The 26,275-nt window shown below is 56.6% G+C and carries 25 protein-coding genes and 1 tRNA gene; 20 read left to right on the top strand and 6 right to left on the bottom strand.

Translation table 11 applies throughout. The features are described 5' to 3' along the window. A complete protein-coding gene (mutL, locus tag GRI35_RS09105; RefSeq protein WP_160613865.1) occupies positions 1–1,815 on the bottom strand; it encodes a DNA mismatch repair endonuclease MutL in 1,815 nt (604 codons plus the stop codon). A 189-nt stretch (positions 1,816–2,004) separates the two neighbouring features. Between mutL and GRI35_RS09100 the strand changes: the two genes are divergently transcribed. The 8 genes from GRI35_RS09100 (at position 2,005) to GRI35_RS09065 (ending at position 9,860) form a co-directional block, all read left to right on the top strand. After that, positions 2,005–3,048 (top strand): rod shape-determining protein, encoded by a 1,044-nt coding sequence (locus tag GRI35_RS09100; protein ID WP_160613864.1) that lies wholly within the window; start codon positions 2,005–2,007, stop codon positions 3,046–3,048. A 20-nt stretch (positions 3,049–3,068) separates the two neighbouring features. Then, the gene (gene mreC, locus GRI35_RS09095; protein WP_160613863.1) at positions 3,069–3,968 is read left to right on the top strand and encodes a rod shape-determining protein MreC; all 900 of its coding nucleotides are present in this window, start codon (positions 3,069–3,071) and stop codon (positions 3,966–3,968) included. Further along, entirely contained in the window at positions 3,968–4,522 is a 555-nt protein-coding gene (gene mreD, locus GRI35_RS09090; protein ID WP_160614835.1) for a rod shape-determining protein MreD, read from the top strand. Before mreC ends, mreD begins: the two co-directional genes overlap by 1 nt. Next, positions 4,522–6,600, top strand: coding sequence for a penicillin-binding protein 2 (mrdA, locus tag GRI35_RS09085; RefSeq protein WP_160613862.1), 2,079 nt, complete (start codon positions 4,522–4,524; stop codon positions 6,598–6,600). The genes mreD and mrdA overlap by 1 nt, the downstream gene beginning before the upstream one ends. Before the next feature lie 41 nt (positions 6,601–6,641). Then, positions 6,642–7,712, top strand: a complete 1,071-nt coding sequence (gene rodA / locus GRI35_RS09080) for a rod shape-determining protein RodA (RefSeq protein WP_160614834.1) — start codon at positions 6,642–6,644, stop codon at positions 7,710–7,712. A gap of 171 nt (positions 7,713–7,883) precedes the next feature. Further along, positions 7,884–7,959, top strand: a tRNA-Lys gene (locus GRI35_RS09075). Between the two features lie 66 nt (positions 7,960–8,025). Further along, the gene (gene ribH / locus GRI35_RS09070; protein WP_160613861.1) at positions 8,026–8,445 is read left to right on the top strand and encodes a 6,7-dimethyl-8-ribityllumazine synthase; all 420 of its coding nucleotides are present in this window, start codon (positions 8,026–8,028) and stop codon (positions 8,443–8,445) included. A 137-nt stretch (positions 8,446–8,582) separates the two neighbouring features. After that, complete coding sequence (locus GRI35_RS09065; protein ID WP_160613860.1) at positions 8,583–9,860, top strand: Y-family DNA polymerase; 1,278 nt, start codon at positions 8,583–8,585, stop codon at positions 9,858–9,860. A 13-nt stretch (positions 9,861–9,873) separates the two neighbouring features. Here the strand turns inward: GRI35_RS09065 and eno are convergent, their stop codons facing one another. Further along, a complete protein-coding gene (gene eno, locus GRI35_RS09060; RefSeq protein ID WP_160613859.1) occupies positions 9,874–11,148 on the bottom strand; it encodes a phosphopyruvate hydratase in 1,275 nt (424 codons plus the stop codon). A gap of 187 nt (positions 11,149–11,335) precedes the next feature. On the opposite strand from eno, the gene GRI35_RS09055 reads away from it, so the two are divergent. The 6 genes from GRI35_RS09055 to GRI35_RS09030 all read left to right on the top strand — a co-directional run bounded on the left by GRI35_RS09055 (position 11,336) and on the right by GRI35_RS09030 (position 13,999). Beyond that, entirely contained in the window at positions 11,336–11,878 is a 543-nt protein-coding gene (locus GRI35_RS09055) for a hypothetical protein (protein ID WP_202390535.1), read from the top strand. Positions 11,879–11,905: 27 nt separating this feature from the next. Beyond that, complete coding sequence (locus GRI35_RS09050; protein WP_160613858.1) at positions 11,906–12,322, top strand: phage holin family protein; 417 nt, start codon at positions 11,906–11,908, stop codon at positions 12,320–12,322. After that, entirely contained in the window at positions 12,319–12,651 is a 333-nt protein-coding gene (locus tag GRI35_RS09045; RefSeq protein ID WP_160613857.1) for a hypothetical protein, read from the top strand. Before GRI35_RS09050 ends, GRI35_RS09045 begins: the two co-directional genes overlap by 4 nt. Positions 12,652–12,663: 12 nt before the next feature. Continuing rightward, positions 12,664–13,167 carry a hypothetical protein gene (locus GRI35_RS09040; RefSeq protein WP_160613856.1) on the top strand — a complete coding sequence of 168 codons (504 nt, stop codon included), beginning with the start codon at positions 12,664–12,666 and terminating at the stop codon, positions 13,165–13,167. Positions 13,168–13,269: 102 nt separating this feature from the next. Continuing rightward, a complete protein-coding gene (locus tag GRI35_RS09035) occupies positions 13,270–13,503 on the top strand; it encodes a DUF4170 domain-containing protein (RefSeq protein WP_160613855.1) in 234 nt (77 codons plus the stop codon). Between the two features lie 7 nt (positions 13,504–13,510). Then, positions 13,511–13,999 carry a GNAT family N-acetyltransferase gene (locus tag GRI35_RS09030; protein WP_160613854.1) on the top strand — a complete coding sequence of 163 codons (489 nt, stop codon included), beginning with the start codon at positions 13,511–13,513 and terminating at the stop codon, positions 13,997–13,999. A gap of 86 nt (positions 14,000–14,085) precedes the next feature. Here GRI35_RS09030 and greA read toward each other — a convergent pair whose 3' ends face one another. Together greA and carB are read right to left on the bottom strand one after the other, a co-directional pair. Beyond that, positions 14,086–14,553 (bottom strand): transcription elongation factor GreA, encoded by a 468-nt coding sequence (gene greA / locus GRI35_RS09025; protein ID WP_160613853.1) that lies wholly within the window; start codon positions 14,551–14,553, stop codon positions 14,086–14,088. Positions 14,554–14,664: 111 nt separating this feature from the next. Then, positions 14,665–17,988, bottom strand: a complete 3,324-nt coding sequence (gene carB, locus GRI35_RS09020) for a carbamoyl-phosphate synthase large subunit (RefSeq protein ID WP_160613852.1) — start codon at positions 17,986–17,988, stop codon at positions 14,665–14,667. A gap of 66 nt (positions 17,989–18,054) precedes the next feature. On the opposite strand from carB, the gene GRI35_RS09015 reads away from it, so the two are divergent. Continuing rightward, the gene (locus GRI35_RS09015) at positions 18,055–18,408 is read left to right on the top strand and encodes an endonuclease domain-containing protein (protein ID WP_160613851.1); all 354 of its coding nucleotides are present in this window, start codon (positions 18,055–18,057) and stop codon (positions 18,406–18,408) included. Positions 18,409–18,559: 151 nt separating this feature from the next. Here GRI35_RS09015 and GRI35_RS09010 read toward each other — a convergent pair whose 3' ends face one another. Beyond that, on the bottom strand, positions 18,560–19,156 hold the full coding sequence (locus tag GRI35_RS09010) for a hypothetical protein (RefSeq protein WP_160613850.1): 597 nt from the start codon (positions 19,154–19,156) through the stop codon (positions 18,560–18,562). Beyond that, positions 19,153–20,334, bottom strand: a complete 1,182-nt coding sequence (carA, locus tag GRI35_RS09005) for a glutamine-hydrolyzing carbamoyl-phosphate synthase small subunit (protein WP_160613849.1) — start codon at positions 20,332–20,334, stop codon at positions 19,153–19,155. The genes GRI35_RS09010 and carA overlap by 4 nt, the downstream gene beginning before the upstream one ends. Before the next feature lie 165 nt (positions 20,335–20,499). Here carA and GRI35_RS09000 point away from each other — a divergent pair, with 165 nt between their 5' ends. Genes GRI35_RS09000 through GRI35_RS14000 form a run of 5 tightly spaced genes read left to right on the top strand, consistent with a single transcriptional unit; the run spans position 20,500 to position 26,270 of the window. Beyond that, positions 20,500–20,952, top strand: a complete 453-nt coding sequence (locus GRI35_RS09000) for a GatB/YqeY domain-containing protein (RefSeq protein ID WP_160614833.1) — start codon at positions 20,500–20,502, stop codon at positions 20,950–20,952. Beyond that, a complete protein-coding gene (locus GRI35_RS08995) occupies positions 20,949–21,698 on the top strand; it encodes a hypothetical protein (RefSeq protein WP_160613848.1) in 750 nt (249 codons plus the stop codon). The genes GRI35_RS09000 and GRI35_RS08995 overlap by 4 nt, the downstream gene beginning before the upstream one ends. A gap of 52 nt (positions 21,699–21,750) precedes the next feature. Further along, positions 21,751–23,646: a DNA primase gene (gene dnaG, locus GRI35_RS08990; protein ID WP_160613847.1), complete on the top strand. Its 1,896-nt coding sequence runs from the start codon at positions 21,751–21,753 to the stop codon at positions 23,644–23,646. Between the two features lie 9 nt (positions 23,647–23,655). Beyond that, entirely contained in the window at positions 23,656–25,662 is a 2,007-nt protein-coding gene (rpoD, locus tag GRI35_RS08985; RefSeq protein WP_160613846.1) for an RNA polymerase sigma factor RpoD, read from the top strand. After that, positions 25,659–26,270, top strand: a complete 612-nt coding sequence (locus GRI35_RS14000) for a DUF2059 domain-containing protein (RefSeq protein WP_160613845.1) — start codon at positions 25,659–25,661, stop codon at positions 26,268–26,270. Before rpoD ends, GRI35_RS14000 begins: the two co-directional genes overlap by 4 nt. The last annotated feature ends 5 nt before the right edge of the window (positions 26,271–26,275 follow it).

The following is a 26,275-nucleotide window of genomic DNA, read 5'->3' as shown; positions in this document are numbered from 1 at the left end:
TTAGTGTCGCCCAAATAGCTTTTCGACATCGTCCATCGACAGCTTCACCCATGTTGGCCGACCATGATTGCATTGCCCCGAACGCGGGGTGCGTTCCATTTCGCGCAGGAGTGCATTCATTTCGGCGACGGTGAGGGTGCGCCCTGCCCTCACCGATCCGTGACAGGCCATTGTCGCGAGGACGAGGTCTAGCTTCTCGCCTAGCAGGATCGCATCACCATGTTTGGCTATATCGTCGGCGATGTCCTGAAGCAGCTTGTGAGGATTAGCTTTACCCAGCGCGTGCGGCACCGCGCGAACAAGCATTGCGTTCGGGCCAAAGCGTTCGATCACCAGACCAAGTTCGGCCACTTTGTCGATAGCGTCTTCAAGGCGGTCGCAATCGACTTCTTCGAGTTCGACGACTTCAGGCATCAGCAGCGCCTGGCTGCGCTTGATCGCATCTTCCGCGCCAGCGGCACGCAGGCGTTCGAGCACCAGACGTTCATGCGCGGCATGCTGGTCGACGATTACCAGACCGTCGGCCGCCTCTGCGACGACATAGGTATTAGCCACTTGCCCGCGCGCGATGCCGAGTGGGTATTGTTCAGCACCTTCAGGCAGTGCTTCTGCGATTTCGGCCCGACCCTGCGGCGCGGCCAAGGCTTGGTCATCGCCGCGATAGGCTTGCGCTGTTTCAGCAAGATACGAAGGCTTGCTCTGCGCCCAATCGCGGCCTTCGAATATGGATCGCAGCGCAGGTGACGGCTCTTCGCGCGCAGGTTCGCTTTGCCAACGGCCCATGGCCCCGGCGTCTGGTGATTGCGCGCTGCGGCGATCACCAGTTGCGAGAGCCTGGCGCAAACCCGAGACGATGAAGCCGCGCACGGCTTGGCTATCGCGGAAGCGCACTTCGGTCTTTGCCGGATGGACGTTCACATCGACGTCTTCGGCAGGGATATCGAGGAATAGCGCCAATACCGCATGGCGATCCCGCGCCAACATGTCCGCATAAGCTCCGCGCACGGCCCCGGTAAGCAGACGATCCTTGACGGGGCGACCATTGACGAAAAGGTACTGATGGTCCGCGACGCCGCGATTGTAGGTCGGTAAGCCAGCAACACCGGTCAAGCGCATCGCTCCGCTGGCCGTAGGACGTTCCAGATCAATCAAGACCGCATTATCGGCAAGTTCGCGCGCGATAATCTCGGCCACTCGCGTTTGGACTGTTTCATTGGCCTGCAACGATAATACCTTGCGGTCACCATGCGCGAACGAAATCGCAATGTCGGGCCGCGCCATTGCGAGGCGCCGAACGACATCAAGGCAAGCACCATACTCGCTGCGAGGCGTCCTCAGAAACTTGCGCCGCGCGGGCACCTTGCCAAAGAGGTTCTCCACCTGAACGCGTGTTCCCGGAGGCAGAGCAGCCGGGCTGTCTTCGACCAAATCACCATGATCGACCACTTTGCGCCAGCCTTGTTCCGCATCGCGCGGCCTGCTTTCGAGCGAGAAACGCGCGACACTCGCAATCGAGGGCAAAGCCTCTCCGCGAAAGCCCAGCGTAGTAACCTGCTCAATCTCTTCATCGGGCAGCTTCGAGGTCGCATGTCGTTCCAGCGCCAGATCCATTTGATCCGGAGACATGCCGCAGCCATCATCCGTCACTTCGATCCGCGAGAGCCCGCCATCAATGATTGTAATCGCGATTCGTGACGACCCCGCATCAATCGCATTCTCGACCAATTCCTTCAGCGCGGCAGCCGGTCGCTCTACCACTTCACCGGCGGCAATACGGTTAACTAACGCTTCAGGAAGGCGGCGAATTTCGGGCATTCCCGAGCCCTAGCGATGAAGTGGCCTGAATTCGAGTTTGACGGTGAAAAAACTGGTGCAAGAAGTGCATAAATTTTTGGCCTTTTCTGCCGCCATTCGTTAAGGGGACCGCATCCCTGTCATAAATGGGTCGCAACTGCCGCAGCTTCGTGCGGTGAAGGCCCCAAAACTATACGGAATTGACCCCCAATGAGCTTCTTCTCGAACCTCTTCAAATTTCGCGCGCAAAACATGGCCATCGATCTCGGCACTGCGAACACGCTGGTCTACGTTCAGGATCAGGGCATTGTCCTGAATGAGCCATCGGTTGTGGCCATGGAAACCATCGGCGGTTTCAAGAAGGTCAAGGCCGTTGGTGACGAAGCGAAGATGATGATGGGCAAGACGCCCGACAGTATCGAAGCAATCCGCCCGCTGCGCGACGGCGTTATCGCGGACATTGAAATCGCCGAGGAAATGATCAAGCATTTCATCAAGAAGGTTCACGGCCGGAACACAATGTTTCGCTATCCCGAGATTACGATTTGTGTGCCCTCGGGATCGACATCGGTAGAAAAACGCGCGATCCGCGATGCGGCCAGTAACGCTGGTGCTTCAGAAGTGTTCCTTATCCTGGAGCCCATGGCTGCAGCGATTGGTGCGGATATGCCGGTGACCGAGCCGGTCGGTTCCATGGTTGTCGATATTGGCGGCGGAACGACCGAGGTTGCTGTCCTGTCACTGCGCGGTCTTGCTTACACCACGTCCGTCCGCACTGGCGGAGATAAGATGGACGAAGCCATCGTCTCCTATGTACGCCGGCATCACAATCTGTTGATCGGTGAGTCCACTGCCGAGCGGATCAAGAAAGATTACGGCGTCGCTATTGTGCCCGAAGACGGGATTGGTGAAACGATCACGCTGAAAGGCCGCGACCTGGTCAACGGCGTGCCGAAAGAGATTACAATCAATCAGGCGCATCTTGCAGAAGCCTTGGCCGAACCGATTGGCGCGATTGTCGAAGGTGTGCGTATCGCACTCGAGAACACCGCCCCAGAGCTTGCCGCCGATATTGTCGATCAGGGTATCGTGCTAACCGGCGGCGGCGCATTGATACGCGGCCTTGACGAGCATCTTCGCGAAGAGACCGGCCTGCCTGTGAGCATAGCTGAAGATCCGCTGTCCTGCGTTGCAATCGGCACGGGCCGGGCAATGGAAGATCCGATCTATCGCGGCGTCTTGATGACGGCATAAGCACCTAGGGGAGAACCGCCATGGCGTCTTCCAACCGGCGCTCCAGCAATTCGCGTCGGGCACAATACGGGGTTTTCACAGGCTATGTGCTCGCCGGGATAGGCGCGCTGATCGGTGCTGTGCTTCTCGGATTGTCTCTGTGGCGGCCAGCGAGTTTCGATGGACCGCGCGGCGTGGCCCAAGACGTGGTTGAACCCGTTGGCACGGCGTCGGCAGAAGTGCGCACTGGCGGTCAGGGATTAATCGCCTCGATTTCAGGTTATCTCCAAGCAGGAAGCCAGAATGCCGAGCTAAAGCGCGAAGTGGAAATCGCGCGCATCCGTCTGAAAGAAGCCAAAGCGGTTGAACAGGAAAATGCTCGCCTGAAGGCACTGCTTGGTCTGGCACAGCAGGATATCGAGCCGCTTGCGGTTACTAAGTTCATCGGCTCAACTGCTGCCAGTACGCGCCGCTTTGGCTATATCGGTGCGGGCGCTAGCGACGGTATCGAGGTGGGTATGCCGGTGCGCAGCGAGCGCGGCGTTGTTGGCCGTATTCTTGAAGTCGCATCAAGCACGTCGCGGGTGCTGCTCCTCACAGACAGCCAGAGTGTTTTGCCCGTTCGCCTGGCTCGTGAAGACGTCGTCGCTTTTGCTGAAGGGCGCGGCGATGGATTGCTGCAAATCCGGCTTATCAATCTTGGTATCAATCCCTTGGAAGTGGGTGATGTCATGGTGACCAGTGGAACCGGTGGGTATTACCGCCCGGGCATTGCGGTCGCCATTATTTCGGAAATCGTGGATGATGGAGCCATCGCGCGCATCATCAGCGATCCGGCGGCGACCGATTTCGTCTCTGTCGAACCGATTTGGCAGCCCGAGGCATTGATCGCCTCAAAAACGCCGGATAGCACCCCGCTTACCGAAACCGGCTCACAGTGATGGATCGGCTCAATCCCCATGCTCGGCGTGACGAATATGGGAGCCGGATCAACCGCGCGCATTCTCCGGTACTAGCCTACACTGTACCGACGTTCACCATCTTGTTGGGATCGATCATCGCCAATATTCCGATTGCGACGGCGCTGCCATTGATGCCGCCGCTCGGATTTCTGATGCTGATCGGTTGGCGCGTGGTGCGTCCGGGACTGTTTCCGGTCTGGATCGGCTTTCCTCTTGGCCTGTGTGACGATCTGTTCAGCGGTCAGCCATTCGGATCGGCTATTCTTCTATGGTCGATGGCAATGTTGGTGATCGAAGCGGTGGATGTGCGGTTTCCCTGGCGCAGTTTTATCCAGGATTGGATGGCAGTTGCCGTCGCAAGTTCAAGCTATGTTGTTGCTGCTGCGGTGCTGTCCGGCGCTGATCTTGGCTGGGCGGGCGCATTCGCTTTATTACCGCAAATTTTGCTGTCGGTGCTGATCTATCCGATGATCGCACGGATGGTGGCACGTTTGGACAGGTTACGATTGATGCGCGTCAGGACCATCCGCTAATGGCTCGTATTAAGCGCAACCGGATGCCGATCAACTCCACCACTCTCAAGAACCGATATGACCGGCGTAGCTTCGTCGTCGGTGCTGTCGGCGGCGGAGTCGGCCTGCTGCTTGCTGCGCGCATGGGCTACATCGCGATCGCCGAGAATGAGAAATACAAGGTCGAATCCGAAAGCAACCGCGTCAATCTGACGTTGATCCCGCCGCGTCGTGGCTGGATTTTGGATCGCAATGGCGCACCGCTGGCATCAAACCGCGCGGACTTCCGCGTCGACATTATTCCCGAGCGGATGCCCGATCCCGATAAGACCATCGACAGGCTCGGCGACCTGTTAGGCCTGAATGCCGGGCGCGTGCTGGATCTGAAAGCGACTGTGCAAGATGTGCGCGGGTTTCAGCCTGTAGAGGTCGATACCGGCCTGACCTTCGATCAGTTCGCGGCAATCAGTGTGCGGCTGCCTGATCTACCCGGAGTAGTGCCTCAACGCGGTTTCTCACGTTACTATCCTACAGGTGCTTCAGTCGGGCATCTGATCGGATATGTCGGCCCTGCGTCTGCGGAAGAGTATGAGATCGACCGCAATCCCCTGCTCGTCACACCCGGATATAAAATCGGGAAAGACGGTTTGGAGAAGCAGTTTGAACAGGAATTGCGCGGGGTTCCCGGTGCGCGGCGCGTCGAAGTCACCGCTTCGGGCCGGATCATTCGTGACCTCGACACAAGGCAAGATATTCAGGGTAATCCGGTCAAACTGACTATTGATGGCCCGCTGCAAGATTATGCAGCGCGGCGCATTGGTCTGGAATCCGGATCGGTCGTGGTCATGGATTGCGAGACCGGCGATCTTCTGTGCATGGCCTCAATGCCGAGCTTTGATCCCAATTCTTTCTCCGACGGAATTGGAAGTATCGAATATGCGATGCTGCGAGAGGATGACCGTGTTCCGCTGCGCAACAAGGTTCTGAAAGGTCTCTACCCGCCCGGATCGACCGTTAAGCCGATGCACTGCATGTCGTTCCTGAAGGAAGGCATAGACCCGAACGAAACAATTGTCTGCGGCGGCGGGCGGAGGATCGGAAACCGTTTCTTCAATTGCTGGAGCAATCACGGCACGGTCGATATGGCCAAGGCGATCTATCAAAGCTGCGACAGCTATTTCTATCACTTTGCCCAGCAAGTGGGCTTCGATACGGTTGCCAACATGGCCCGCGAACTAGGCCTCGGTAAACAGTACCCGCTACCTGTCACAAGCCAATTCTTCGGCACAGTGCCCGACCCGGCTTGGAAGCTGGAAAAATATGGGCGCGAGTGGGCTTCATTTGATACTGTAAACGCGTCGATCGGACAGGGATATTACCTCTCAAGCCCGCTGCAGCTGGCGGTCATGAGTGCACGTCTGGCAACAGGCAAAATACTCAATCCACGGTTGATACTCGATGGCCAAACCCCGAAACCGGCTAGCTACAACTTCAACGATGAGGAAATTGCGTATATCCGCCAAGCGATGAGCGATGTCGTGAACGGCCCCGGCACCGCAGGTCGAGGCAAGCTCCCCTTCCCTGACATTCAAATGGCTGGCAAAACAGGAACCGCGCAAGTTGTATCCCTGAGCGTATCGGATGGTCGCACAGGCCCTTGGAAATATCGTGACCACGGACTGTTTGTATTCTTCGCGCCCGTCGAAAAACCGCGCTATGCCGGTGCCGTCGTGATCGAGCACGGTGGCGGCTCGGCCGCAGCTTATCCAATCGCGCGGGACGTAATGACCTTCCTGTTTGATCCTGCGAAAGGCATGGACGCCCTTCGTGCGATGGAGCAGCAATGGGGCGGCACCGCGCAAGAGCGTCTCGACGCGAAATACGCCGCTTATGCCTCCAGCAGAGGCGAGCAGGTCGTCGCTCGTCCCAAGCGCGACGAAGACATCTTTGAACAGGTTGAGGCCGAAGCGCGTATAGCAGCCGCCCAATCCGAAGCTATCGCCAGCGATGCGATCGCACCTCGTCCCAACCCCGTCCAGTCCGGCGGGCCTCCGCCTGATGCTGAGTTACCTGATGGTGCTCCGGAGGCGACGCCGTGAACTCGATCATTCCAGCCCCCATCGCCCGCCAACCTTGGGCAATGCTGATTCCGCTGTTTCTGTTGGTCGCATTCGGCGCTGCTGTCCTGTTCTCTGCCGGTGGAGGCAGCTTTCAGCCGTTTGCATCCTCTCATTTGATCCGCTTTGGCGCTTGCCTGGTCATCGCTTCAGTGCTGACCCTGTTTACCCGGGATATAGCGCGGTTCCTCGCCTATCCTATCTATGGCCTGATACTTGTGATGCTGGTCGGGGTCGAAGCAGTCGGTGCAATGGGCGGCGGAAGCCAACGCTGGCTCGATCTGGGCTTCATGCGCCTCCAACCATCGGAGTTGATGAAGCCTGCAATCGTGCTCGTCCTTGCAAAGTTTTACGGCACTTTACCGGACGGTATGATTGAAAGCTGGCGAGCGGTTATTCCTGCCGGGGTGCTTATTGGCATGCCTGTCGCACTCGTGCTTCTCCAACCTGATTTGGGAACATCGCTGGCGATTGCCTTTTGCGGCGTCGTGGTGATGTTCCTTGCGGGCCTGCCAATGCGCTGGTTTGTTGGGGCGGGTGTCGCCGGAGCAGCGGCAGTCCCACTGCTCTACTTCTTCGGCCTTAAAGAATATCAACAACGCCGCGTGACCACTTTTCTGGATCCGGAGAGCGATCCACTTGGTTCGGGCTATCACATCACCCAATCTAAAATTGCCATTGGATCCGGCGGTTTCTCAGGCAAAGGCTTCAATGAAGGATCGCAAAGCCACCTTAACTATCTGCCAGAGCCGCACACAGACTTTGTCTTCGCGACCATGGCTGAAGAATGGGGTTTTCTTGGCGGGATATTCGTACTGATTGCATTCGGACTCATTCTGAGCTGGGGCCTTCGGGTAGCAAAAAGAGCCGAGGATCGCTTCTCAAAACTCCTTGCCGCAGGAATGGTTGCGACGATGTTCTTCTACATTGCCATCAATCTGCTGATGGTCATGGGCTTTGCCCCCGTCGTCGGCATTCCCTTGCCCTTCATGAGTCATGGCGGATCATCGATGCTGACCAATATGCTCTGCATTGGCGCGTTGATGATGGTCAATCGCTGGAACCGTGAGCGGACTCGCGTCGGTATCGGTTGATCATGATCCATACTGGCCACCTTGCGCGATCATATCGCCGTCAAAGCGCAGCATTTTGACGAGGCAGCCTGAAGCAATAACCCTGCTAGCCCTTCCCAAGCGGAGAACAGCGACTATATGCAGCGCTCCGTATCACGGTAGCGATTCGGAATTGCCTCGCAAAAGGCGAATGGACCCTTAGCTCAGTTGGTAGAGCGTCTGACTCTTAATCAGAATGTCGTTGGTTCGATCCCAACAGGGTCCACCATTCCCTTCCCTTGACCGGCAACCGCGTCTAACGCGCTCCGCAACATCATTTGCGGAGTGTTATTCAATGGCGCGGTTCCTGATTGTCGAAGCCCGGTTTTACGATCATCTCAACGAAATGCTGATTGCCGGAGCGCGTGCGGCTCTGGAGGATGCAGGGCATGAGGTTGATGTCCTGACCGTACCAGGCGCGCTGGAAATCCCCGGCGCCATTTCTCTCGCGATCGAGAGCCAGCAATATGCCGGCTATGTCGCCATCGGCGTGGTCATTCGCGGCGAGACTTACCACTTTGAAATCGTCGCGGGTGAAAGCGCTCGCGGCATCATGGCATTGACCATGGACGGCATGGCTATCGGCAATGGTATCCTGACCACCGAGAACGAACAGCAAGCCATCGTCCGTGCAGACCCGTCGCAACTCGACAAAGGCGGCGAGGCAGCAAAGGCCGCACTTGCGCTGCTGAATCTGCAAGCAAAGTTTGCCTAACACTTTTCTGAGTATAAACGGCTTCCCAAAACTTCATTTGTTCTTATTATGTTCCGATGTATGAGGACACCAAATCACATAAAGCGCATAAGCAAGAGGCGTTCAAACTTCCGCCTTCACCCAAGCTTGTGCGGTACATGTTTATCGACTTCAACGCCTATTTTGCTAGCGTGGAGCAGTACGATGACCCTTCACTGGTCGGGCATCCCGTTATTGTAACACCACTGGCTTCGGAGCATAGCGGCGCGATCGCTGCGAGTTATGAAGCGAAGAAACTGGGTATTTCCCGCGGAACATCGGTTATCGATGCGCGTAAACTTTGCCCCAATATCGCCATTCGGCCAGCGCGCCATGACCGTTATGTCGAATTACACATTCAGTTGATGAAAGAAATCTGCCAGCACCTTCCGATCACACGCGTCCATTCAATAGATGAATGTCTGTGCCGCCTGAGCCGTGAAGAGTGGCCAATAGCGCAGGCAAAAGCCAAAGCACGCGAAATCAAACACGGCATTTTCCGCCGCTTTGGCCCCGCAATCCGGTGTTCTATCGGTTTGGCACCCAGCCCTGCCTTGGCCAAGCTGGCCAGCGACCTTGAAAAGCCCAACGGCTTGATTGCTCTGCCTTTGACATCTTTGCCGAGTGCACTGCGCGATCTGCCGCTGCGCGCCATTCCTGGTATTGGTGCCGGGATTGAGCGCCGCCTCATGCAAGCAGGAATTGCCGATTTTTATTCCTTGTGGAACATCGAACCTCGCCATGCACGGCGCATATGGGGATCGGTAGCTGGCGAACGTTTTCTATACGGATTGCACGGATATGACTTGCCCATTATCCCGGAACCGGGAGACAAGCGGATGATCGGCCACAGCAGGGTTCTTGGCGGGAAAGACCGAAACCCGGATAATGCGCGGATTGTGGCCCGCGCACTTTTACTAAAAGCGGCGAGCCGACTGCGGCATTATAATCTACATGCCACGGGACTACATATCGGGATACGGCTGTATCCGGAGGGAGCCATTAGCCAAGACATCCCTGTTCGTGCAACGCAAAACAGCTGGCGGTTGTTGAACGCATTAAATCAAAGCTGGGAACCAATTATTGCCGGTTTACGCCTGAATGCTACCAAAAAGGCACTCAAACTGGTATCGGTTTACCTTTTCGGTCTGAAAGCGTCCCCTCCTGAGCCCGACCTTTTCATTCCTGAGGAACAGGATAGCCGTGATGCCTGCGAAGCAGAGATGTGGCAGCGGATCGACAGACTGAACCAGCGTTACGGCATGGCCAAGGTGATCCTTGCTTCGCAAAGCACGATCGACCTGAATTATCTAGGCGTAAAAATTGCGTTCAGCCGAATACCCGAAATGGCAGAGTTTGCCGATATTGGCGGGCTAAAGTCGATCAACAGCACATAGTGCAACCAGCCTTTCAACCGAAACAGGCCGCTCCGGCGTATTTCGCGCTGGCGCCCAGATCTTCCTCGATCCGGATAAGCTGGTTATATTTCGCCAACCGATCCGAGCGCGCAAGCGAGCCGGTTTTGATCTGGCCGCAATTGGTTGCGACTGCGAGATCGGCGATTGTTGCGTCTTCAGTTTCACCCGAGCGGTGTGACATGACCGAGGTGTAACCGGCGCGGTGCGCGATTTCGACGGCTTCGAGTGTCTCCGTGAGCGTGCCGATCTGGTTGACTTTGACCAGCAGCGAATTGGCCAGGCCTTTTTCGATGCCCATGCTGAGGCGTGCCGGGTTGGTCACGAACAGGTCGTCGCCGACCAGTTGTACTTTATCGCCGATGGAATCGGTCAGAGCTTTCCAGCCTTCGAAATCATCCTCATCCATCCCGTCCTCGATGGAACGGATAGGATAATCATTGCACAGTTCAGCGAGATAATCGGCCATCTGCGCCGGTGAGAGGGACTTGCCCTCGCCGGATATCTCGTACTTCCCATCCTTGAAGAACTCGCTCGATGCACAATCAAGTGCGAGCGCAACGTCGACACCCGGTTTGAAGCCGGCTTTCTCAATTGACGCCATGATAAAGTCGAGAGCATCGCGGGTGCTGGCAAGATCGGGCGCGAAGCCGCCCTCGTCTCCAACAGCAGTCGCTAGGCCCTTATCCGACAGACCTTTCTTCAGCGTATGGAAAATCTCGGAGCCCCAACGGACGGCTTCGGCCAAGCTATCGGCGCCTACCGGCATCACCATAAATTCCTGAATATCGATCGGGTTGTCAGCGTGTTCACCGCCATTGATGATATTCATCATCGGTACTGGCAGAACATGCGCCGAAACGCCGCCGATATAGGCCCACAGCGGCATACCGCGCGCCGCCGCAGCGGCTTTTGCCACCGCCATACTCACTCCAAGGATCGAATTTGCGCCAAGGCGGCTTTTGTTGTCGGTGCCGTCCAGATCGATCATAGCCATATCGAGATCGCGCTGATCCTCTGCATCGAGGCCGAGCAACGTATCGGAAATCTCACCATTTACCGCCTCGACTGCTTTGGTCACGCCTTTCCCGAGATAGCGCCCCTTATCACCGTCGCGCAGCTCGACTGCCTCGTACTTGCCTGTTGACGCGCCGGACGGGACCATTGCCCGTCCGAAACTCCCGTCTTCCAGCAGGATATCGACTTCAACCGTAGGATTGCCCCGGCTGTCGAGAACTTCGCGGCCATGAATGTCGAGAATTGCGGTCATTTTTACAGGCTCCGTGGCGAGTGGTGTTGTAATTCGCTAACACACCACCATATCGATCATGAGTAATGTGATTGCGCGGGCTTTATGCGCCGGAACAAAACCGCGCAAGTTGCGTTGCAACATAGAAGGGTTAGAAACCGTATGCGCGGCTGCTAACCAGCAAATGACTAAGCTGAGGAAACACATAATGGCTACCACCAAAACCGGAACCACCACGAAAAAGAAAGCGGCGACTAAGACACCTGCCGCAAAAACAAAAGCTGCACCAAAGGCTGACGCGACTGTAGAAGCAAAAACACGCTTCAACGCTGCGCTTGAAGAAGCAAAAGCGGGCGCTGCTGCGCTCAAAGACGAAGCATCTTCGCGTGCTGTTGCCTATCGCGATCAGGCCAAGAACAAATCTGAAAACTGGACTGGCGAAGCGAAAGAGCGCGCTGGCGAACTGGCTGTCGAAGCCAAAGCGAAAACCAGCGACGGTATCGCGTCGCTCGGCAAGATCATCTCTGACAGCGCCGAAGTCGTCGACGAGAAACTTGGCGAAAAATATGGTGATTACGCGCGCAAAACGTCGCGCAGCCTGCAGGAAACAGCAGCCAAGCTCGATAACAAAAGCGTCGAAGAACTGGGCGAAGATGCGCGCGAAGCAGTGCGTAAGAGTCCGGGCACCGCTATTGGCATCGCCGCCGTTGTCGGCTTTCTGGTCGCTCGCCTTTTTGGCGGTCGCCGCTAAACGCGCCTCGCGGGGGGACTGGTATTGATGCTGAATGATGACCTGCCCGGTGATGATGATCGCCGGCAGGACCCCTCTATCGAAGAGATCGAACAACTCGATCCTCCACCTGAGCGGTCTTTGGCTGACGACGTCAATGCGCTGATCGACGACGGCAAGACCTATGTCGAAGCAGAGTTGGCGTATCAAAAAACGCGGTTCTCGTTCGCGGTCGGCAATGGTAAATCGGGGATCGGCTTTGTTTTCGCCGCGCTCGCATTTCTCCATCTTGCCCTGATCGGCTTGGTAGTTGGCGGTATAATTGTTCTGGCACCGGTGATCGGACCGCTTTGGGCAATGTTGGCGGTCGTTGGGGCGTTGCTACTTGGAACTGCGGTCTTCGGCCTTATGGCCAAGAAGCGATTTTCCAAAGCAGCGCGGGCCTTTAAGGACGATGACGCATGAGCCGGCGCTTGGAACGACAATTGCGCGAAGATCGCAATTTGCGCGACGCGGCGCTGGCATTGGTCAAAGCTGATCTCAGCCATCTGAAGACCGACATAGGCATGAAGGGCGTTGGTGCACGGCTTGCGACCCGAATGTCCGAAGGAGCAACGGATGTCTTTGAGGAAGCCGTTGAGGTGGCGGACAGCAATAAGGGTGCCCTTCTCGCGCTTGTAGCCGCAGTGTTCCTTTGGTTTGCTCGCAATCCGATCATGGAATTATTCAGCGACGAAGAGGCAAACGGCGAAGATACGTTACCCCAAGCAGTAGAACCCACAGACGAAATCTAGCAGGAGACCCCCATGTCCAGCACCACAAACACAGACACCAAACGAGCCGAATTGAAAGCCAAGATCGAAGCGGCAGAGCAGCGCAATGAAGAGCGCACACTTGGTCAAATGGCGCGCGAGGCGTCGGAAACCGCAACAGATTTCGTGAAGCTGCACCCATTGGCGACAATAGCGGGCGTTGCTGTGCTTGGCCTCGCAATCGGTGCGATGACCAAGCCTGGTCGCCGCGCAGGCCGAGCCGCTGGCTCCAAGGTTAATGAGTTTGCGAGCTATGCGGCCGAGCTCGGTGCCGCATATGCCACTGGCCTGTTCGATGCCGCGACCGAAGCAGCACAAACAGGTAAGGACACTATCAAAGACATCGGCGATGCCATCAATGACAATGCCGGTGCCGCAAAGCGGAAAGCGTCTTTCATTAGCGGCAACACTGCAGCAGCGGCGAAATCAATGACTCGTAACGCAGGGAAGAAAGCCGGTCGCTCGATCCGCGATCTGCGCTCTCGCGCCCGCACATAACACCGGTCCAATCGATCAAAGGAATGGCGTAGCGGGCTTGCCTGCCGCGCCATTTTCTTTATTGCGCGCGGCATAGCTCCCCAGTTGATAAAGGTTCCGATCATGGAAGAGACCGAATTCAAACAGAAACTGCACCTCGTAATGGGCGGCAAAGTGTCCGATCCGCGCAGCGTGGAATTCCAAGACCCGGAAAGCGTGCATGTTGTTGGTGTATTCAGCGACTATGACAATGCAGTCGAAGCATGGCGCGGCAACGCCCAGCGCACAGTCGACGATGCCGAAATGAAATATGTCATTGTCCCGCTGCATAAGCTGTTAACGCCCGACGCACTCTAAACCTCCGATGAAGTATCGGATTCGCGCCTATGCCGATAGCGATGTAGAGACGCTCCACGAGCTGACGCTGGCCGCGATCACAACAATTGGTCTTGCAGGATACTCACGAGCGCAAGTTAACGCGTGGGCCGGCCGTCATGATTCGGCGGAGCGGCTGCGCGAACGCGTGCGGTCGGGGCATATGGTTTTCGTAGCGGTCGATACGGACGACAAGGCCGCCGCCTATGCGCTGCTCGAACCCGACGGGCATTTGGATATGCTCTACTGCCATCCGGATCACACGCGTCAGGGATTGGCCGACGGGTTGCTGCGGGCAGCTGAAGACCAAGCGCTGATTTGCGGTTTAGCCAAGCTGTACACCGAGGCCAGCGCACTCGCCCGCCCCTCTTTTGAACGCGCCGGATATGTCGTGACAAAACGGCGCGACTTCACAATCGACCATGACGGCCAATCGGTGCCGATCCATAATTACGCGATGGAGAAGAGCTTGCCGTGATCCCCAACGAAGATTGGGGTCTCACGTCGCTAGCGACACGCCCATCTGGCTGAAGCTCTCGCCTTCGCAGGAGCTCCCACCGCAATTCAAATATACTGGATTTTCTCGATCAGGTAGAATTTGTCGCCTGACGGGACCGTCACTTCAACTTCATCACCCAGATCTTTGCCGATCAGGGCTCGGCCAAGCGGTGAGCTGTAAGAAATACGGCCCTTAGCTGCTTCAGCCTCGGTTTCACCAACGATCTGGTATTTGACCGGTTTATCATGTTCATCGAGCAGCGTAACGGTCGCGCCAAACACAACCCGGTCACCTGACAGGGTCTTTGGATCGATAATCTGAGCGCGGGTTACCTTGCTCTCGATATCGCCGATCATAGCCTCTACCTGGCCCTGACGTTCCTTCGCCGCGTGATACTCGGCGTTCTCCGAAAGGTCGCCATGCGCGCGCGCTTCTTCGATCGCATCGACAATTTTCGGGCGCTCATCGCGCAAAGCCTTGAGTTCCGTAGTGAGCTTTTCATAGCCCTCGGCAAGCATTGGAACCTTATCCATCGTAACTCTCAATCTTATCTAAAGACCTGAACCGAAAGACAATTCAGCGCCGAGCCGCCCCATCAGGAGCGGCTGATACCGGATTGAATGTCGGGAAAAGTCGTCTGTTTCTCAGCTATAATAGTCCTGAAGCGAGCGTACTTCAAGCGTAGCGGGCTTCACCAGACGAATTGCCTCTGCCGTGGCCAACGATGCGGCGGCGGTGGTGTAGTAAGGAATCTTCATTTCCAGCGCCGTTGCGCGGATCGATTTGCTGTCGATCATACTCTGCCAACCCTCGGTCGTGTTGATCACCAGAGCGACCTCGCCATCGATCATTCTATCGACGATATGCGGCTGACCCTCGGCGACTTTATTGACGCGTTCCACTGGCAGACCTTGCTCGCTCAAATAGCGCTGCGTGCCGCCCGTTGCGATAATCGTGAAGCCGCAATCGACCAGCGTTTTGACCGCCGGGACGATGATAGGCTTGTCGCCTTCTTTGACGGACACAAACACAACGCCGCTTTCGGGCAAAGTGACCCCTGCCCCAAGCTGCGATTTCAGAAATGCTGTCGGGAAATCTCGGTCGATGCCCATGACTTCGCCGGTTGATTTCATCTCCGGTGTCAAAACAGGATCAGACCCCGGGAATCGCCCGAACGGGAACACGGCCTCTTTCACGGCCATATAATCCAGATCGCGTTTGAATGCAGGGAATGTATCGAGCTTTTCGCCCGCCATCACGCGCGACGCAACTTTCGCGACAGGCTGGCCGATTGCCTTTGCAACAAAGGGCACCGTCCGGCTTGCGCGGGGATTGACTTCGATCAGATAGACCTCGCCATCTTTCACCGCGAATTGGACATTCATCAGGCCGAGAACGCCAAGGCTTTTTGCAAGTGCCTCAGCCTGAACTTCCATTTCGGTGACGATGTCTGCGGGCAACGAATAGGGCGGGATAGTGCAGGCACTATCGCCCGAGTGGACACCGGCTTCCTCGATATGCTGCATTACACCCGCGACAACCACTTGCTCGCCATCGCAAATCACATCGACATCGCATTCAATCGCATCGCGCAGATACTGGTCAACCAGCACAGGACTGTCGCCCGAAACGTTCACTGCGGTTTTGATGTAGTCGTCGAGCTGCGCTTCGCTGTCGACGATTTCCATCGCGCGCCCGCCAAGAACGTAGGATGGGCGCAGCAGCACCGGATAGCCGATGGAGGATGCCACCGCGGCTGCCTCGTCGCGGCTATAGGCGATGCCGTTTTCGGGCTGCTTGAGTTTCAACGTATTGACCAGTTTTGCAAACCGCTCACGATCTTCGGCGAGGTCGATTGCATCCGGGCTGGTGCCGAGGATTGGAATACCTTCATCTTCCAGCGCCTGCGCCAGTTTCAGCGGGGTCATGCCGCCGAACTGGACAATAACACCGACCAACTCGCCCGATTGCTGTTCAACGCGGAGGATTTCGAGAACATCCTCAACTGTTAACGGCTCGAAATAGAGGCGGTCGGAAGTGTCATAATCGGTCGAGACTGTCTCGGGATTGCAGTTGACCATGATTGTTTCGAAACCAGCCTCGGCCAGAGCGAAACAGGCGTGGACGCAGCAATAATCGAACTCGATGCCCTGCCCGATCCGGTTCGGACCGCCGCCGAGGATCACGATTTTACGCCGGTCGCTCGGCATGGCCTCACATTCGGGCTCGCCAAAGGTCGGGGCCTCATAGGTCGAATACATATAAGGCGTGATCGCTTCGAACTCGGCGGCGCAGCTATCGATGCGTTTGAACACCGGCAAAACGCCGAGTTTACGGCGCAGCGCGCGTACTTCCTCTTCCGACGTCGCCCCCGCCATCGCTTGCAATGCGTCGTGGAGCAGGCCCGAACGGCGCGCTTGGGTTTCGCCCATGCCGCCTGCCACGCCGACCGAACGCACGGCCAATGTGGCGAGGCGTTTGTCGGAGAAGCCCATCGACTTCAGTTTGCGCAGTCCCGCTGCGTCGCCTGGCAGGCCGTTCTCCGAAATATCCTTCTCCGCCGCGATGATCGCTTCGATCTGGCGGAGGAACCATGTGTCATAGCCAGTGATCTGGTTGACATCCTCTACACTCATCCCTTCGCGGAAGGCCTGAGCGACTTTCAGAATGCGGTCGGGGGAGCGTTTGGACAGCGATCCGGTGATAACGTCGCGGTGGACGCCTTCAAGCTCGGTCACGCGGTTGAAGCCGTCCAGATCGGTTTCCAGCCCCCGCAACGCCTTTTGCATACTCTCCTGAAAGTTGCGGCCGATCGCCATCACTTCGCCGACCGATTTCATCGCCGTGGCCAGTTCATCCTTGGCACCTTTGAACTTCTCGAACGCGAAACGCGGGATCTTGGTAACCACGTAATCGATGGTAGGCTCGAAGCTAGCCGGTGTAGCGCCGGTGATTTCGTTGGTAATTTCATCGAGCGTATAGCCCACCGCGAGCTTGGCCGCGACGCGCGCAATCGGGAAACCGGTGGCTTTGGATGCCAAAGCCGAGCTCCGCGAAACGCGCGGGTTCATCTCGATCACGATCAAGCGGCCATCCGCCGGATTGACCGCAAACTGCACATTCGATCCGCCGGTTTCGACGCCGATCTCGCGCAGCACAGCAATGCTGGCATTGCGCATGATCTGGTATTCTTTGTCGGTCAGCGTCAGCGCGGGGGCAACGGTGATGCTGTCGCCCGTATGCACGCCCATCGGATCGACATTTTCAATCGAGCAAATGATGATGCAATTGTCCGCCTTGTCGCGGACGACTTCCATCTCGTACTCTTTCCAACCGAGCAACGATTCCTCGATCAGAACTTCGGTGGTCGGGCTGGCTTCCAGACCTTCGCGGACGATCCGCTCAAACTCGGCCTTGTTGTAAGCGATCCCGCCGCCGGTTCCGCCCAGAGTGAAGCTGGGGCGGATGATGCTGGGCAGGCCGGTGCGTTTGACGATTTCCTGCGCTTCCTCGACCGAATGCGCGACACCGCTGCGCGCGCTTTCAAGGCCGATTTTGTCCATCGCATCGCGGAATTTCTGGCGGTCTTCGGCCTTGTCGATGGCTTCGGCATCGGCGCCGATCATCTGGACGCCGAATTTCTCCAGCACACCCATGGATTCGAGCGACAATGCGCAGTTCAGCGCCGTTTGCCCGCCCATTGTCGGCAGCACCGCATCGGGGCGCTCTTTCTCGATAATTTTGGCGACGATTTCGGGCGTGATCGGCTCGATATAGGTCGCATCGGCAAATTCCGGATCGGTCATAATCGTGGCCGGATTGGAATTGACGAGGATGACACGGTAGCCCTCCTCCTTCAGAGCCTTGATCGCCTGCGTGCCGGAATAATCAAACTCGCACGCCTGCCCGATAATAATCGGGCCAGCGCCAATGACGAGGATGGAGGAAATGTCGGTTCTTTTGGGCATTTAGGCTGACTTCGCTACTAAAGCCCTCTCCCTTGAGGGAGAGGGTTGGGTGTGGGTGTACGGCGTATGACGAAAAAGCGATTGACCGGCATATCGCGAAAGCTGCGAAACAACGCGACCGATGCAGAACGCTTGCTGTGGTCGCATTTGCGGGCCAGCCAGCTTGGATACGCGAAGTTCACCCGGCAATTTCGGATTGGTGATTATGTTGTCGACTTTGCCTGTCGGAGACTGAAGTTGGTGATTGAGCTGGATGGCGGGCAGCATTCCGAAAGCATCACCGACGCTGCGCGAACCGAAGTGATCGAAGTGTATGGCTACCGCGTCATTCGTTTCTGGAACAACGACGTCCTCGAAAACACCGAAGGCGTCCTCGAACGCATCATCGAAGAAATCACCCTCGCCCGAAACGAACGCTAACAAGCCCCTTCCCTTGAGGGAAGGGGTTGGGGATGGGTGTACCCCACCCTCAGCGCAGCGCCCAGCCATCACCGCCGAACCCCCATCCCCAACCCTTCCCCAAGGGGAAGGGAGCTGACGAGGATCGAGGAGATTTCAGTACGTTTGGGCATTAAATTTTTCCGCCAATCCAAAGTGCAACTAGAATCGAGACGGCACCTACAATCAACGCAACAACTATGCTGAGCCAAGCAGTCACATTCGAGGGAGCTTTCCCTTCGGAGCCGACTTCAACGGTATTATTCGGGCTGAACGTGTTTGAGATGTTTATCGGCTGCGCTGGACTAACGTTCATGTCCCTTCCAACTTGATCGCTGCTCTGTTTAGGTTTGGGTCTCTCGGTATGAAAGAGTTTCCAGCCTTCTCGGCATGGGATCTCAATTGACTGATCCGCATCAGTTATGACCTCTTCCTTTTTCCAATCGACTCTAAAAAAGGTGGCGTCCAGAAAGTCCAAAACATCAGAAAGAGCATCAGAAAATTTCGCTGGTTTTATCGATGCTATGACCGATCCATCCATCATTTGCTGGCTAATGAGGTAACCTCGATCCAACCAAGGTGTTACCGCAGATTTCAAAATGTTATCCTCATACTTCAAATGATAGTCTCTGCCGATATCGAGAACATCAGGAACCGATGAGCTGCCCTTTTCAGCTTCTATGACTAGAGCAATCAAAATGTCTCTGCGGGCCTTTTGGACTGTGTTCACCCCAAGCCTCCAACAAACTTCTCGAACAGGTAGAAGCTGTCCTGCGGGCCGGGGCTGGCCTCAGGGTGATATTGAACACCGAATGCCTTTTTGCCCTTCACCGCGATGCCGCAGTTTGAGCCGTCGAACAGGCTGACATGCGTTTCCTCGACGCCGTCAGGCAGAGTGTCGCCATCGACGGCGAAGCCGTGGTTCATGCTGGTGATTTCGACCAGACCGGTGGTTTCGCCCCACCCTTCCCCGACCCGCTGAACGGGATGGTTCGCGCCGCGGTGGCCCTGGTGCATTTTTGTGGTCTTTGCGCCCGCCGCCAGTGCGAGCATCTGGTGGCCGAGGCAAATGCCAAATAGCGGCACATCCTTGTCGAGCAACGCCTTGATCACTGGCACCGCATAGGCCCCCGTCGCCGCCGGATCGCCCGGTCCGTTGGACAGGAACACAGCGTCAGGCTTCAGCGCCATTATATCGTCGAATGACGTTTTCGCCGGAACCACGGTCACTTTCGCGCCAGCCTTCACCAGATTGCGGAAGATATTGTCCTTCGCGCCGTAATCTATCGCGACGACGTGGGGTGTTGCATCGCGGGCGGCGCGACCATAGCCAGCTTCAAGCGTCCAATAACCGCCTTCCCAATTCTCTTGGTTCCCCCGCGTCACGCGCTGGGCGAGGTCCATACCCTCGAGACCCGCCCATTCCTGCGCGCGTTTCAGCAAAGCGGGAATGTCGAATTGACCTTCAGCCGAGTGGGCGATCACTGCGTTAGGCGCGCCCGATTGGCGAATGCGGCGCGTCAATGCGCGGGTATCGATTCCCGAAATGCCGATCTTATTGTTGGCTGCCATCCAATCGGTGAAGGTCTGCTCCGAACGGAAATTCGCCGCCATCGTCACATCTTCGCGAACAACGCAGCCAACTGCGCTTTCGACTTTGCCTTCGATATCTTCGCCGTTGGCGCCGACATTGCCGATATGCGGGAAGGTAAAGGTGACAATCTGCGCGGCGTATGACGGGTCGGTCATCACTTCCTGATAGCCGGTCATGCTGGTGTTGAAGCACACTTCGCCCACCGCATCACCATTGGCACCGAAGCCCCTGCCCCACATTACGGTTCCGTCCGCCAATACCAAAACGCCCGTTGCGTCTTTGGGTTGCGCAGGCGTTGAGGCGGCGTCGGCCATTGTGAGGCGCTCCGAGATCAGTTTTACGGCGATGTTGCTAAGGGATGGTGGCTAGTGGCGGGCCGGGTTCCCGTCAACCTGTCCAGTGCCGGAAAATTGCGTTATTACGAATGCATCACCAGTTTACCCACGATTTTGAAAAATTACCGACAGGAACACATGATTATGCTGCGCGAGACCATCAAAGCCGAAACTATCGCTTCCATGAAAGCAGGCGATAAAGAGCGGACTGCCACGCTCCGCCTGATCGGCGCCAAGATCAAAGATCGCGATATCGAGTTGCGGACATCCAGCAAGGAAGTGGATGACGAGGCGATGGTGACCGATGTGTTGCTGAAAATGGCCAAGCAACGAAAAGAATCGATAACCATGTATGTTGACGGTGGCCGCGATGAACTGGCGGCGAAGGAGCAATCCGAACTGACTGTTATCGAGGAATTTCTCCCCAACCAGATGAGCGAAGACGAAATGCGCGCCGCGATCGAGGCAATCAAAGCCGAGCAAGGCGCTGAATCCATTAAGGATATGGGTAAAGTTATGGGGGAACTAAAGGCGCGCCACGGCGCTGAGCTGGATATGAGCAAAGCCAGTTCACTAGTGAAAGAGAGCCTGACATGACTTTTTATCCCAATTTGCTTCGGCCACTGTTGGCAACCGCCGCCGTCATTTCTCTTGGTGCCTGTTCGGCCGAGCCCGATATGGACAAGGCCGATATGGAGCCCGTGGCACAAACCGACGGCGAAGCGGCTGCAATCGCAGCGGCACTTGACGCAGGTGACTTCATGGATTTGACGCTCGGCGCAAAGATTGTCGGTCCGCAGGGGCCGGAAGTCACCGGCACGCTTGATACGGCCGAGGGTAGCTTCGCCGATATCCGGTCTTACGTTGCTTGCCCGGACGGTATGGATCCATGTGACCCGAAAACCGCGCCCGAAGGAACGATTTTCACATATGTACATGTGGTATATCCCGGCGAGGACAATGATCCAGACTCCGGAAGCGGGGACGGCAATGATTCGTCGGATATCGAACGCGCTTCCGCATTCAAGATGCTACGTCCCGCACATGGCTTTACCGGCGTTGTCGGCTACTCAAAAGGGGAGGCATTGGCAGCAGTAGGCGCGAAAGCCGACGTCGTTGTGACCTGTAAAGACGGAGCGCTGATCTGGTCGGTCGAAGCTGGCGGCGGCGGTGACCAGTGGGAGCAGGCTGAGCCGCTGACATTCTATTGGCAATCCACTCTGCCGCCTGCCGGGCCAGCACCGGCTTACGCGATCGACGCGAATTACACCGAGGCAAAGGGTTCCGGCCCGTATCCTGCGGCCAAAGAGGGCGTGCCCAACGCCTGTATCAAAAGCGGATAAATATAGAGGCGCGAGGCTTGTCTTCGCGCCCTCTCCGTCCCAATGATGGGGCATGGCGCTTTCCCCGCAATGGTTGGATGAACTCCGTTCGCGTGTGACGCTTTCGAGCGTTATTATGCGCACGGTCAAGTTGCAGAAGGCGGGCCATGAATGGAAGGCATGTTGCCCGTTCCACGACGAGAAATCGCCCAGCTTTACGGTCAATGACCAGAAGTCATTCTACCATTGCTTCGGCTGTCAGGCGCATGGCGATGTTATCAGCTGGATGACCGATCAGCGCGGCATGTCGTTTATGGATGCGGTGAAGGAATTAGCGGCAGAGGCCGGGATGGAAGTCCCCGCTGCCGATCCGCAATCGGCCGCTCGCGCCGAGCAGAGGGCGGGACTGCATGACGTCATGCAGTCGGCGCAGGATTATTTCGTGCGGAACCTGCAGGGTAATGATGGCGCTGGTGCGCGCGACTATCTAAAGGGGCGCGGATTCGATCAGCATACAATCGAGCGGTTTGGCTTCGGCTATGCCCCGCCTGATAGGCAGGCGATGAAATCCGCGCTGTCCGAATATGAAGAGCCGATGCTGATCGAAGGCGGGTTGCGGATCGCGGTCGATGATAAAGACCCTTATGACAGGTTTCGATCCCGTCTCATGCTGCCCATTCAGGACGCCCGCGGAAGGGTGATCGCCTTTGGTGGCCGTATTTTGGAGACGAACACCAAAGCACCCAAATATCTGAACTCGCCCGATACGCCGCTATTCGATAAGGGGCGCAATCTCTACAATCTGCACCGCGCAGGTCCGGCATCGCGCAAGACCAATCGTGTGGTTGTGGTCGAGGGCTATATGGATGTGATCGCCCTCGCCGCAGCCGGCATCGAAGATGCCGTTGCCCCGATGGGAACCGCACTGACCGAGACACAGATTGAGATGCTGTGGCGGATGGTCGAAACACCGGTGCTCTGTTTCGATGGTGATGCTGCCGGTCAACGGGCCGCTATGCGGGCGGTCGAGCGCGCACTGCCGATGCTGCGCCCTGCCCATTCGCTGCGTATCGTTCGCTTGCCAAGCGGTCTCGATCCCGACGATCTGCTCCGGCAGAAGGGCCGCAAGGCCATGGATGATGTGCTGGAGGGCGCCGCAACCTTGCTTGATACACTATGGACATTCGAGCGTGATGCGCATCCGCTCACCACGCCGGAAGACAAGGCCGGCCTCAAAGCACGGTTGCTCGGTCATACGGATGCGATCCAGGATTCGGACATCCGCTCGCTATACCGGCGCGAGCTGCTTGAGCGCTTTTCGGCATTTGCCTATCCGCCGCGCGAGCAAAAGCCCTGGGTTAAACGCGAATGGAAGCCCGGCGGTTTCAAGCAGGCCAACCCGACCCTTTCACCCGATGCCGCAGCACGCCTGAAGCGCAGTTCCAGCGGGGGCAGCCGAGACATTCTCGCCAATGCTGTGGTCGCCGGTCTGGCGCGCCATCCAGACCAGATTTTGCGTCACGCGGACCAGCTGGAACGTTTCGCCGCGAGCGACAACCGCGTCGGTCCCACAATTGATTCGTTGATAGAAGCTGCCGAGGTGCTTGAACCCGGCGATACATCTCCCATATTGATTCCAGACGGCATAAGTCAGGCGCCGGATGAAACCCGTTTCTCCTTCCTTCGTGAAGGAACCGATCCGAAAGCTGCCTGCGACGATCTTGCCGAAGCCGTGTCACTGCTGGTCGAAAGGCCCGCTTTGGAAGCTGCGTTGGCAGCTGCCACAGCGCGTTTTGAAACCGATCCGGAAGGTGCTTTCACAGAGCAGCAACGCTTGCTCAAACGAAAGCTGGAATTTGAGCAGCGACTCGGGCAAATGGTAAGCGAAAGGGCTGCGAAAGCGGCCCAAAGTGATTCAGATCGTCAAACTGCTCAAACCGACAGCCAAGACGACATAGAAACGGACTGATAAAGTTTTATGGCCTCCAAAGCTAAAGCTGACAAAGAAGACGCACCGCTGATCGACCTCAAAGAGTCGTCAGTGAAGAAGCTGATCACCAAGGCGAAAAAGAAGGGCTATGTCACGTATGACGAGATGAATGCCGCCCTGCCCGGTGACATGACGTCGGACCAGATCGAAGACGTGCAAACCGCTCTGTCGGAAATGGGCGTGAATATCGTCGAGAATGACGAAGAAGCCGAAGCCGAAAAGGCCGAGGCAGCCGAAGTCGAAGAAATGAGCGTTGGCAAGGACGGCAAAGAACCGAAGAAGCCTGCTGCGCCGGTCAAGAAAGTCGCCACCGGTGATCGCACCGATGATCCGGTGCGGATGTATCTGCGCGAAATGGGTGCGGTTGAACTCCTCAGCCGCGAAGGCGAAATCGCGATTGCCAAACGGATCGAAGCTGGCCGCGACACGATGATTATCGGTCTGTGCGAAAGCCCCATTACATTCCACGCGATTATTCACTGGTCCGAAGCGCTCAACAATGAAGAGATGCAGCTTCGCGAAATCCTCGACCTTGACGCGATGCTGTCAAAGGAACCTCCCGTCGACAAGATGGAAGAGGAGAACGAGGACGATGACGGCGAGATATCGGAAGAAACGGCCGGTGTAGATATTCGCGACGATGATGACGATTCCGACGATGATTCGGATGAGGATGAAGACAGCGAAGAAGGTTCATCCAAGAAGGACGACGAAGAGGAAGAGGACAACACCCTCTCCCTCGCCCAGATGGAAGCCACTCTTAAGCCCGAAGCTCTCGAGACTTTTGCGCGCATCACCAGCATGTTCAAAAAGTTCGAGAAGATGCAGGCGGATCGTGTGGCGACCCTCGGTTCGGGGCAGGATTTCCCCGCTGCGAAAGAGAAGAAGTACGAGAAAATGCGCGAAGACCTCACTGCGCAGGTCGAAAGCGTGCAGTTCCACGCGACCAAAATCGAATTTCTGGTCGACAATCTCTACGCCTTCAACCGCCGCCTGACCGCACTTGGCGGCCAGATGCTGCGCCTTGCCGAGCGTCATAAGGTCAAACGGATCGACTTCCTCGAAGCCTATATCGGCAAAGAGCTGGACGACAACTGGATGGCCGACCGGGTCAAGAAGGACAAGAAATGGGCTGCCTTCGCCGAGAAGGAAGAGGATGCGATTGACCGCATCCGTGCCGAGATCGCCGATATCGCCAGCCAAACCGGTATGTCACTGCCCGAGTTCCGCCGCATCGTAAACATGGTGCAGAAAGGCGAGCGCGAGGCACGCATCGCGAAGAAAGAAATGGTCGAAGCGAACCTTCGACTCGTGATCTCTATCGCCAAGAAATATACCAACCGCGGCCTACAATTCCTTGATCTTATTCAAGAAGGTAACATCGGCCTGATGAAGGCGGTGGACAAATTCGAATATCGCCGCGGTTATAAATTCAGCACCTATGCGACGTGGTGGATCCGTCAGGCGATCACGCGCTCGATCGCCGACCAGGCGCGGACCATCCGCATCCCGGTCCATATGATCGAGACGATTAACAAGCTGGTCCGCACAAGCCGCCAGTTCCTGCATGAGCAAGGCCGCGAGCCCACGCCTGAGGAAATGGCAGAGCGTCTGTCGATGCCGCTTGAGAAGGTCCGCAAGGTGATGAAAATCGCCAAAGAACCGATCAGCCTCGAAACACCAATCGGTGACGAGGAAGATTCGCACCTTGGCGACTTCATCGAAGACAAGAACGCGATCATCCCTGTGGACGCGGCCATTCAGGCCAACCTGAAAGAAACCGTGACCCGCGTTCTCGCCAGCCTCACCCCGCGTGAAGAGCGCGTTCTACGCATGCGCTTCGGTATCGGTATGAACACCGATCACACGCTGGAAGAGGTCGGCCAACAGTTCTCTGTGACCCGCGAACGTATCCGTCAGATCGAGGCAAAGGCCCTCCGCAAGCTGAAGCATCCAAGCCGGTCGCGGAAGATGCGGAGTTTCCTGGATCAGTGATCGGTAAATATCTTTTTGCGGGGCTTGTGGCGGTCGCAGCCGTCTCGTCGCCAGCTTCCGCACAAACACTTTCTCTGCCACCTGCTCCGCTCGAAGCGCCGGAAATCCCGTTCAATGGAGAGCCTGAGAGAGTAGCCATTGCCCGGCAGATCATTGATCTTGGAATGCCGAAAGACGTTCGTGAGGCCACTTTCTTTGCCGTCGTGGACCAGATGATTGCGCAAATGCGCATTGCCCAAGGAAGACGTGTTGATGACCCCGGTGCGGAGGCAATTATTGAGCGTCATGTAGACCTAATGATCACCGATCTAAAGGGCACGATTTCGACGCATATTCCTGATTTGATGGAAGCTTGGGCACATTCATATGCCAATATTTTTTCGACTGCAGAATTAGAAGAAATCCTTGCATTTGTATCGACGCCGACAGGAGCCAAATTTTTCCAGCTTAGCCCGGCCGTCATCGCTGAGCAGAACTTCGCAACAGCCAATCAGATATATATGAACGAAGTTGCCGCAAAGATTCCGACATATCAGGAAGCTCTGATGGACGACTTGTTCACCTATTTGGAAGAACAAGAAGCCGCGAGCGACTCTACAGAAAGCTAACCGGT

The sequence above is a fragment of the Pontixanthobacter aestiaquae genome (assembly GCF_009827455.1).
In the GTDB taxonomy this organism is placed as follows: domain Bacteria; phylum Pseudomonadota; class Alphaproteobacteria; order Sphingomonadales; family Sphingomonadaceae; genus Pontixanthobacter; species Pontixanthobacter aestiaquae.
The sequence above is the reverse complement of the archived record's forward strand: the minus strand, read 5'-3'. Positions and strand labels throughout refer to the sequence as shown.

Excerpts from the sequence above, each read along its gene's own strand:
- mutL (WP_160613865.1), bottom strand. The coding sequence starts at position 1,815 with ATGCCCGAAATTCGCCGCCTTCCTGAAGCGTTAGTTAACCGTATTGCC.
- GRI35_RS09100 (WP_160613864.1), top strand. The coding sequence starts at position 2,005 with ATGAGCTTCTTCTCGAACCTCTTCAAATTTCGCGCGCAAAACATGGCC.
- mreC (WP_160613863.1), top strand. The coding sequence starts at position 3,069 with ATGGCGTCTTCCAACCGGCGCTCCAGCAATTCGCGTCGGGCACAATAC.
- mreD (WP_160614835.1), top strand. The coding sequence starts at position 3,968 with ATGGATCGGCTCAATCCCCATGCTCGGCGTGACGAATATGGGAGCCGG.
- mrdA (WP_160613862.1), top strand. The coding sequence starts at position 4,522 with ATGGCTCGTATTAAGCGCAACCGGATGCCGATCAACTCCACCACTCTC.
- rodA (WP_160614834.1), top strand. The coding sequence starts at position 6,642 with ATGCTGATTCCGCTGTTTCTGTTGGTCGCATTCGGCGCTGCTGTCCTG.
- ribH (WP_160613861.1), top strand. The coding sequence starts at position 8,026 with ATGGCGCGGTTCCTGATTGTCGAAGCCCGGTTTTACGATCATCTCAAC.
- GRI35_RS09065 (WP_160613860.1), top strand. The coding sequence starts at position 8,583 with ATGTTTATCGACTTCAACGCCTATTTTGCTAGCGTGGAGCAGTACGAT.
- eno (WP_160613859.1), bottom strand. The coding sequence starts at position 11,148 with ATGACCGCAATTCTCGACATTCATGGCCGCGAAGTTCTCGACAGCCGG.
- GRI35_RS09055 (WP_202390535.1), top strand. The coding sequence starts at position 11,336 with ATGGCTACCACCAAAACCGGAACCACCACGAAAAAGAAAGCGGCGACT.
- GRI35_RS09050 (WP_160613858.1), top strand. The coding sequence starts at position 11,906 with ATGCTGAATGATGACCTGCCCGGTGATGATGATCGCCGGCAGGACCCC.
- GRI35_RS09045 (WP_160613857.1), top strand. The coding sequence starts at position 12,319 with ATGAGCCGGCGCTTGGAACGACAATTGCGCGAAGATCGCAATTTGCGC.
- GRI35_RS09040 (WP_160613856.1), top strand. The coding sequence starts at position 12,664 with ATGTCCAGCACCACAAACACAGACACCAAACGAGCCGAATTGAAAGCC.
- GRI35_RS09035 (WP_160613855.1), top strand. The coding sequence starts at position 13,270 with ATGGAAGAGACCGAATTCAAACAGAAACTGCACCTCGTAATGGGCGGC.
- GRI35_RS09030 (WP_160613854.1), top strand. The coding sequence starts at position 13,511 with ATGAAGTATCGGATTCGCGCCTATGCCGATAGCGATGTAGAGACGCTC.
- greA (WP_160613853.1), bottom strand. The coding sequence starts at position 14,553 with ATGGATAAGGTTCCAATGCTTGCCGAGGGCTATGAAAAGCTCACTACG.
- carB (WP_160613852.1), bottom strand. The coding sequence starts at position 17,988 with ATGCCCAAAAGAACCGACATTTCCTCCATCCTCGTCATTGGCGCTGGC.
- GRI35_RS09015 (WP_160613851.1), top strand. The coding sequence starts at position 18,055 with ATGACGAAAAAGCGATTGACCGGCATATCGCGAAAGCTGCGAAACAAC.
- carA (WP_160613849.1), bottom strand. The coding sequence starts at position 20,334 with ATGGCCGACGCCGCCTCAACGCCTGCGCAACCCAAAGACGCAACGGGC.
- GRI35_RS09000 (WP_160614833.1), top strand. The coding sequence starts at position 20,500 with ATGCTGCGCGAGACCATCAAAGCCGAAACTATCGCTTCCATGAAAGCA.
- GRI35_RS08995 (WP_160613848.1), top strand. The coding sequence starts at position 20,949 with ATGACTTTTTATCCCAATTTGCTTCGGCCACTGTTGGCAACCGCCGCC.
- dnaG (WP_160613847.1), top strand. The coding sequence starts at position 21,751 with ATGGCGCTTTCCCCGCAATGGTTGGATGAACTCCGTTCGCGTGTGACG.
- rpoD (WP_160613846.1), top strand. The coding sequence starts at position 23,656 with ATGGCCTCCAAAGCTAAAGCTGACAAAGAAGACGCACCGCTGATCGAC.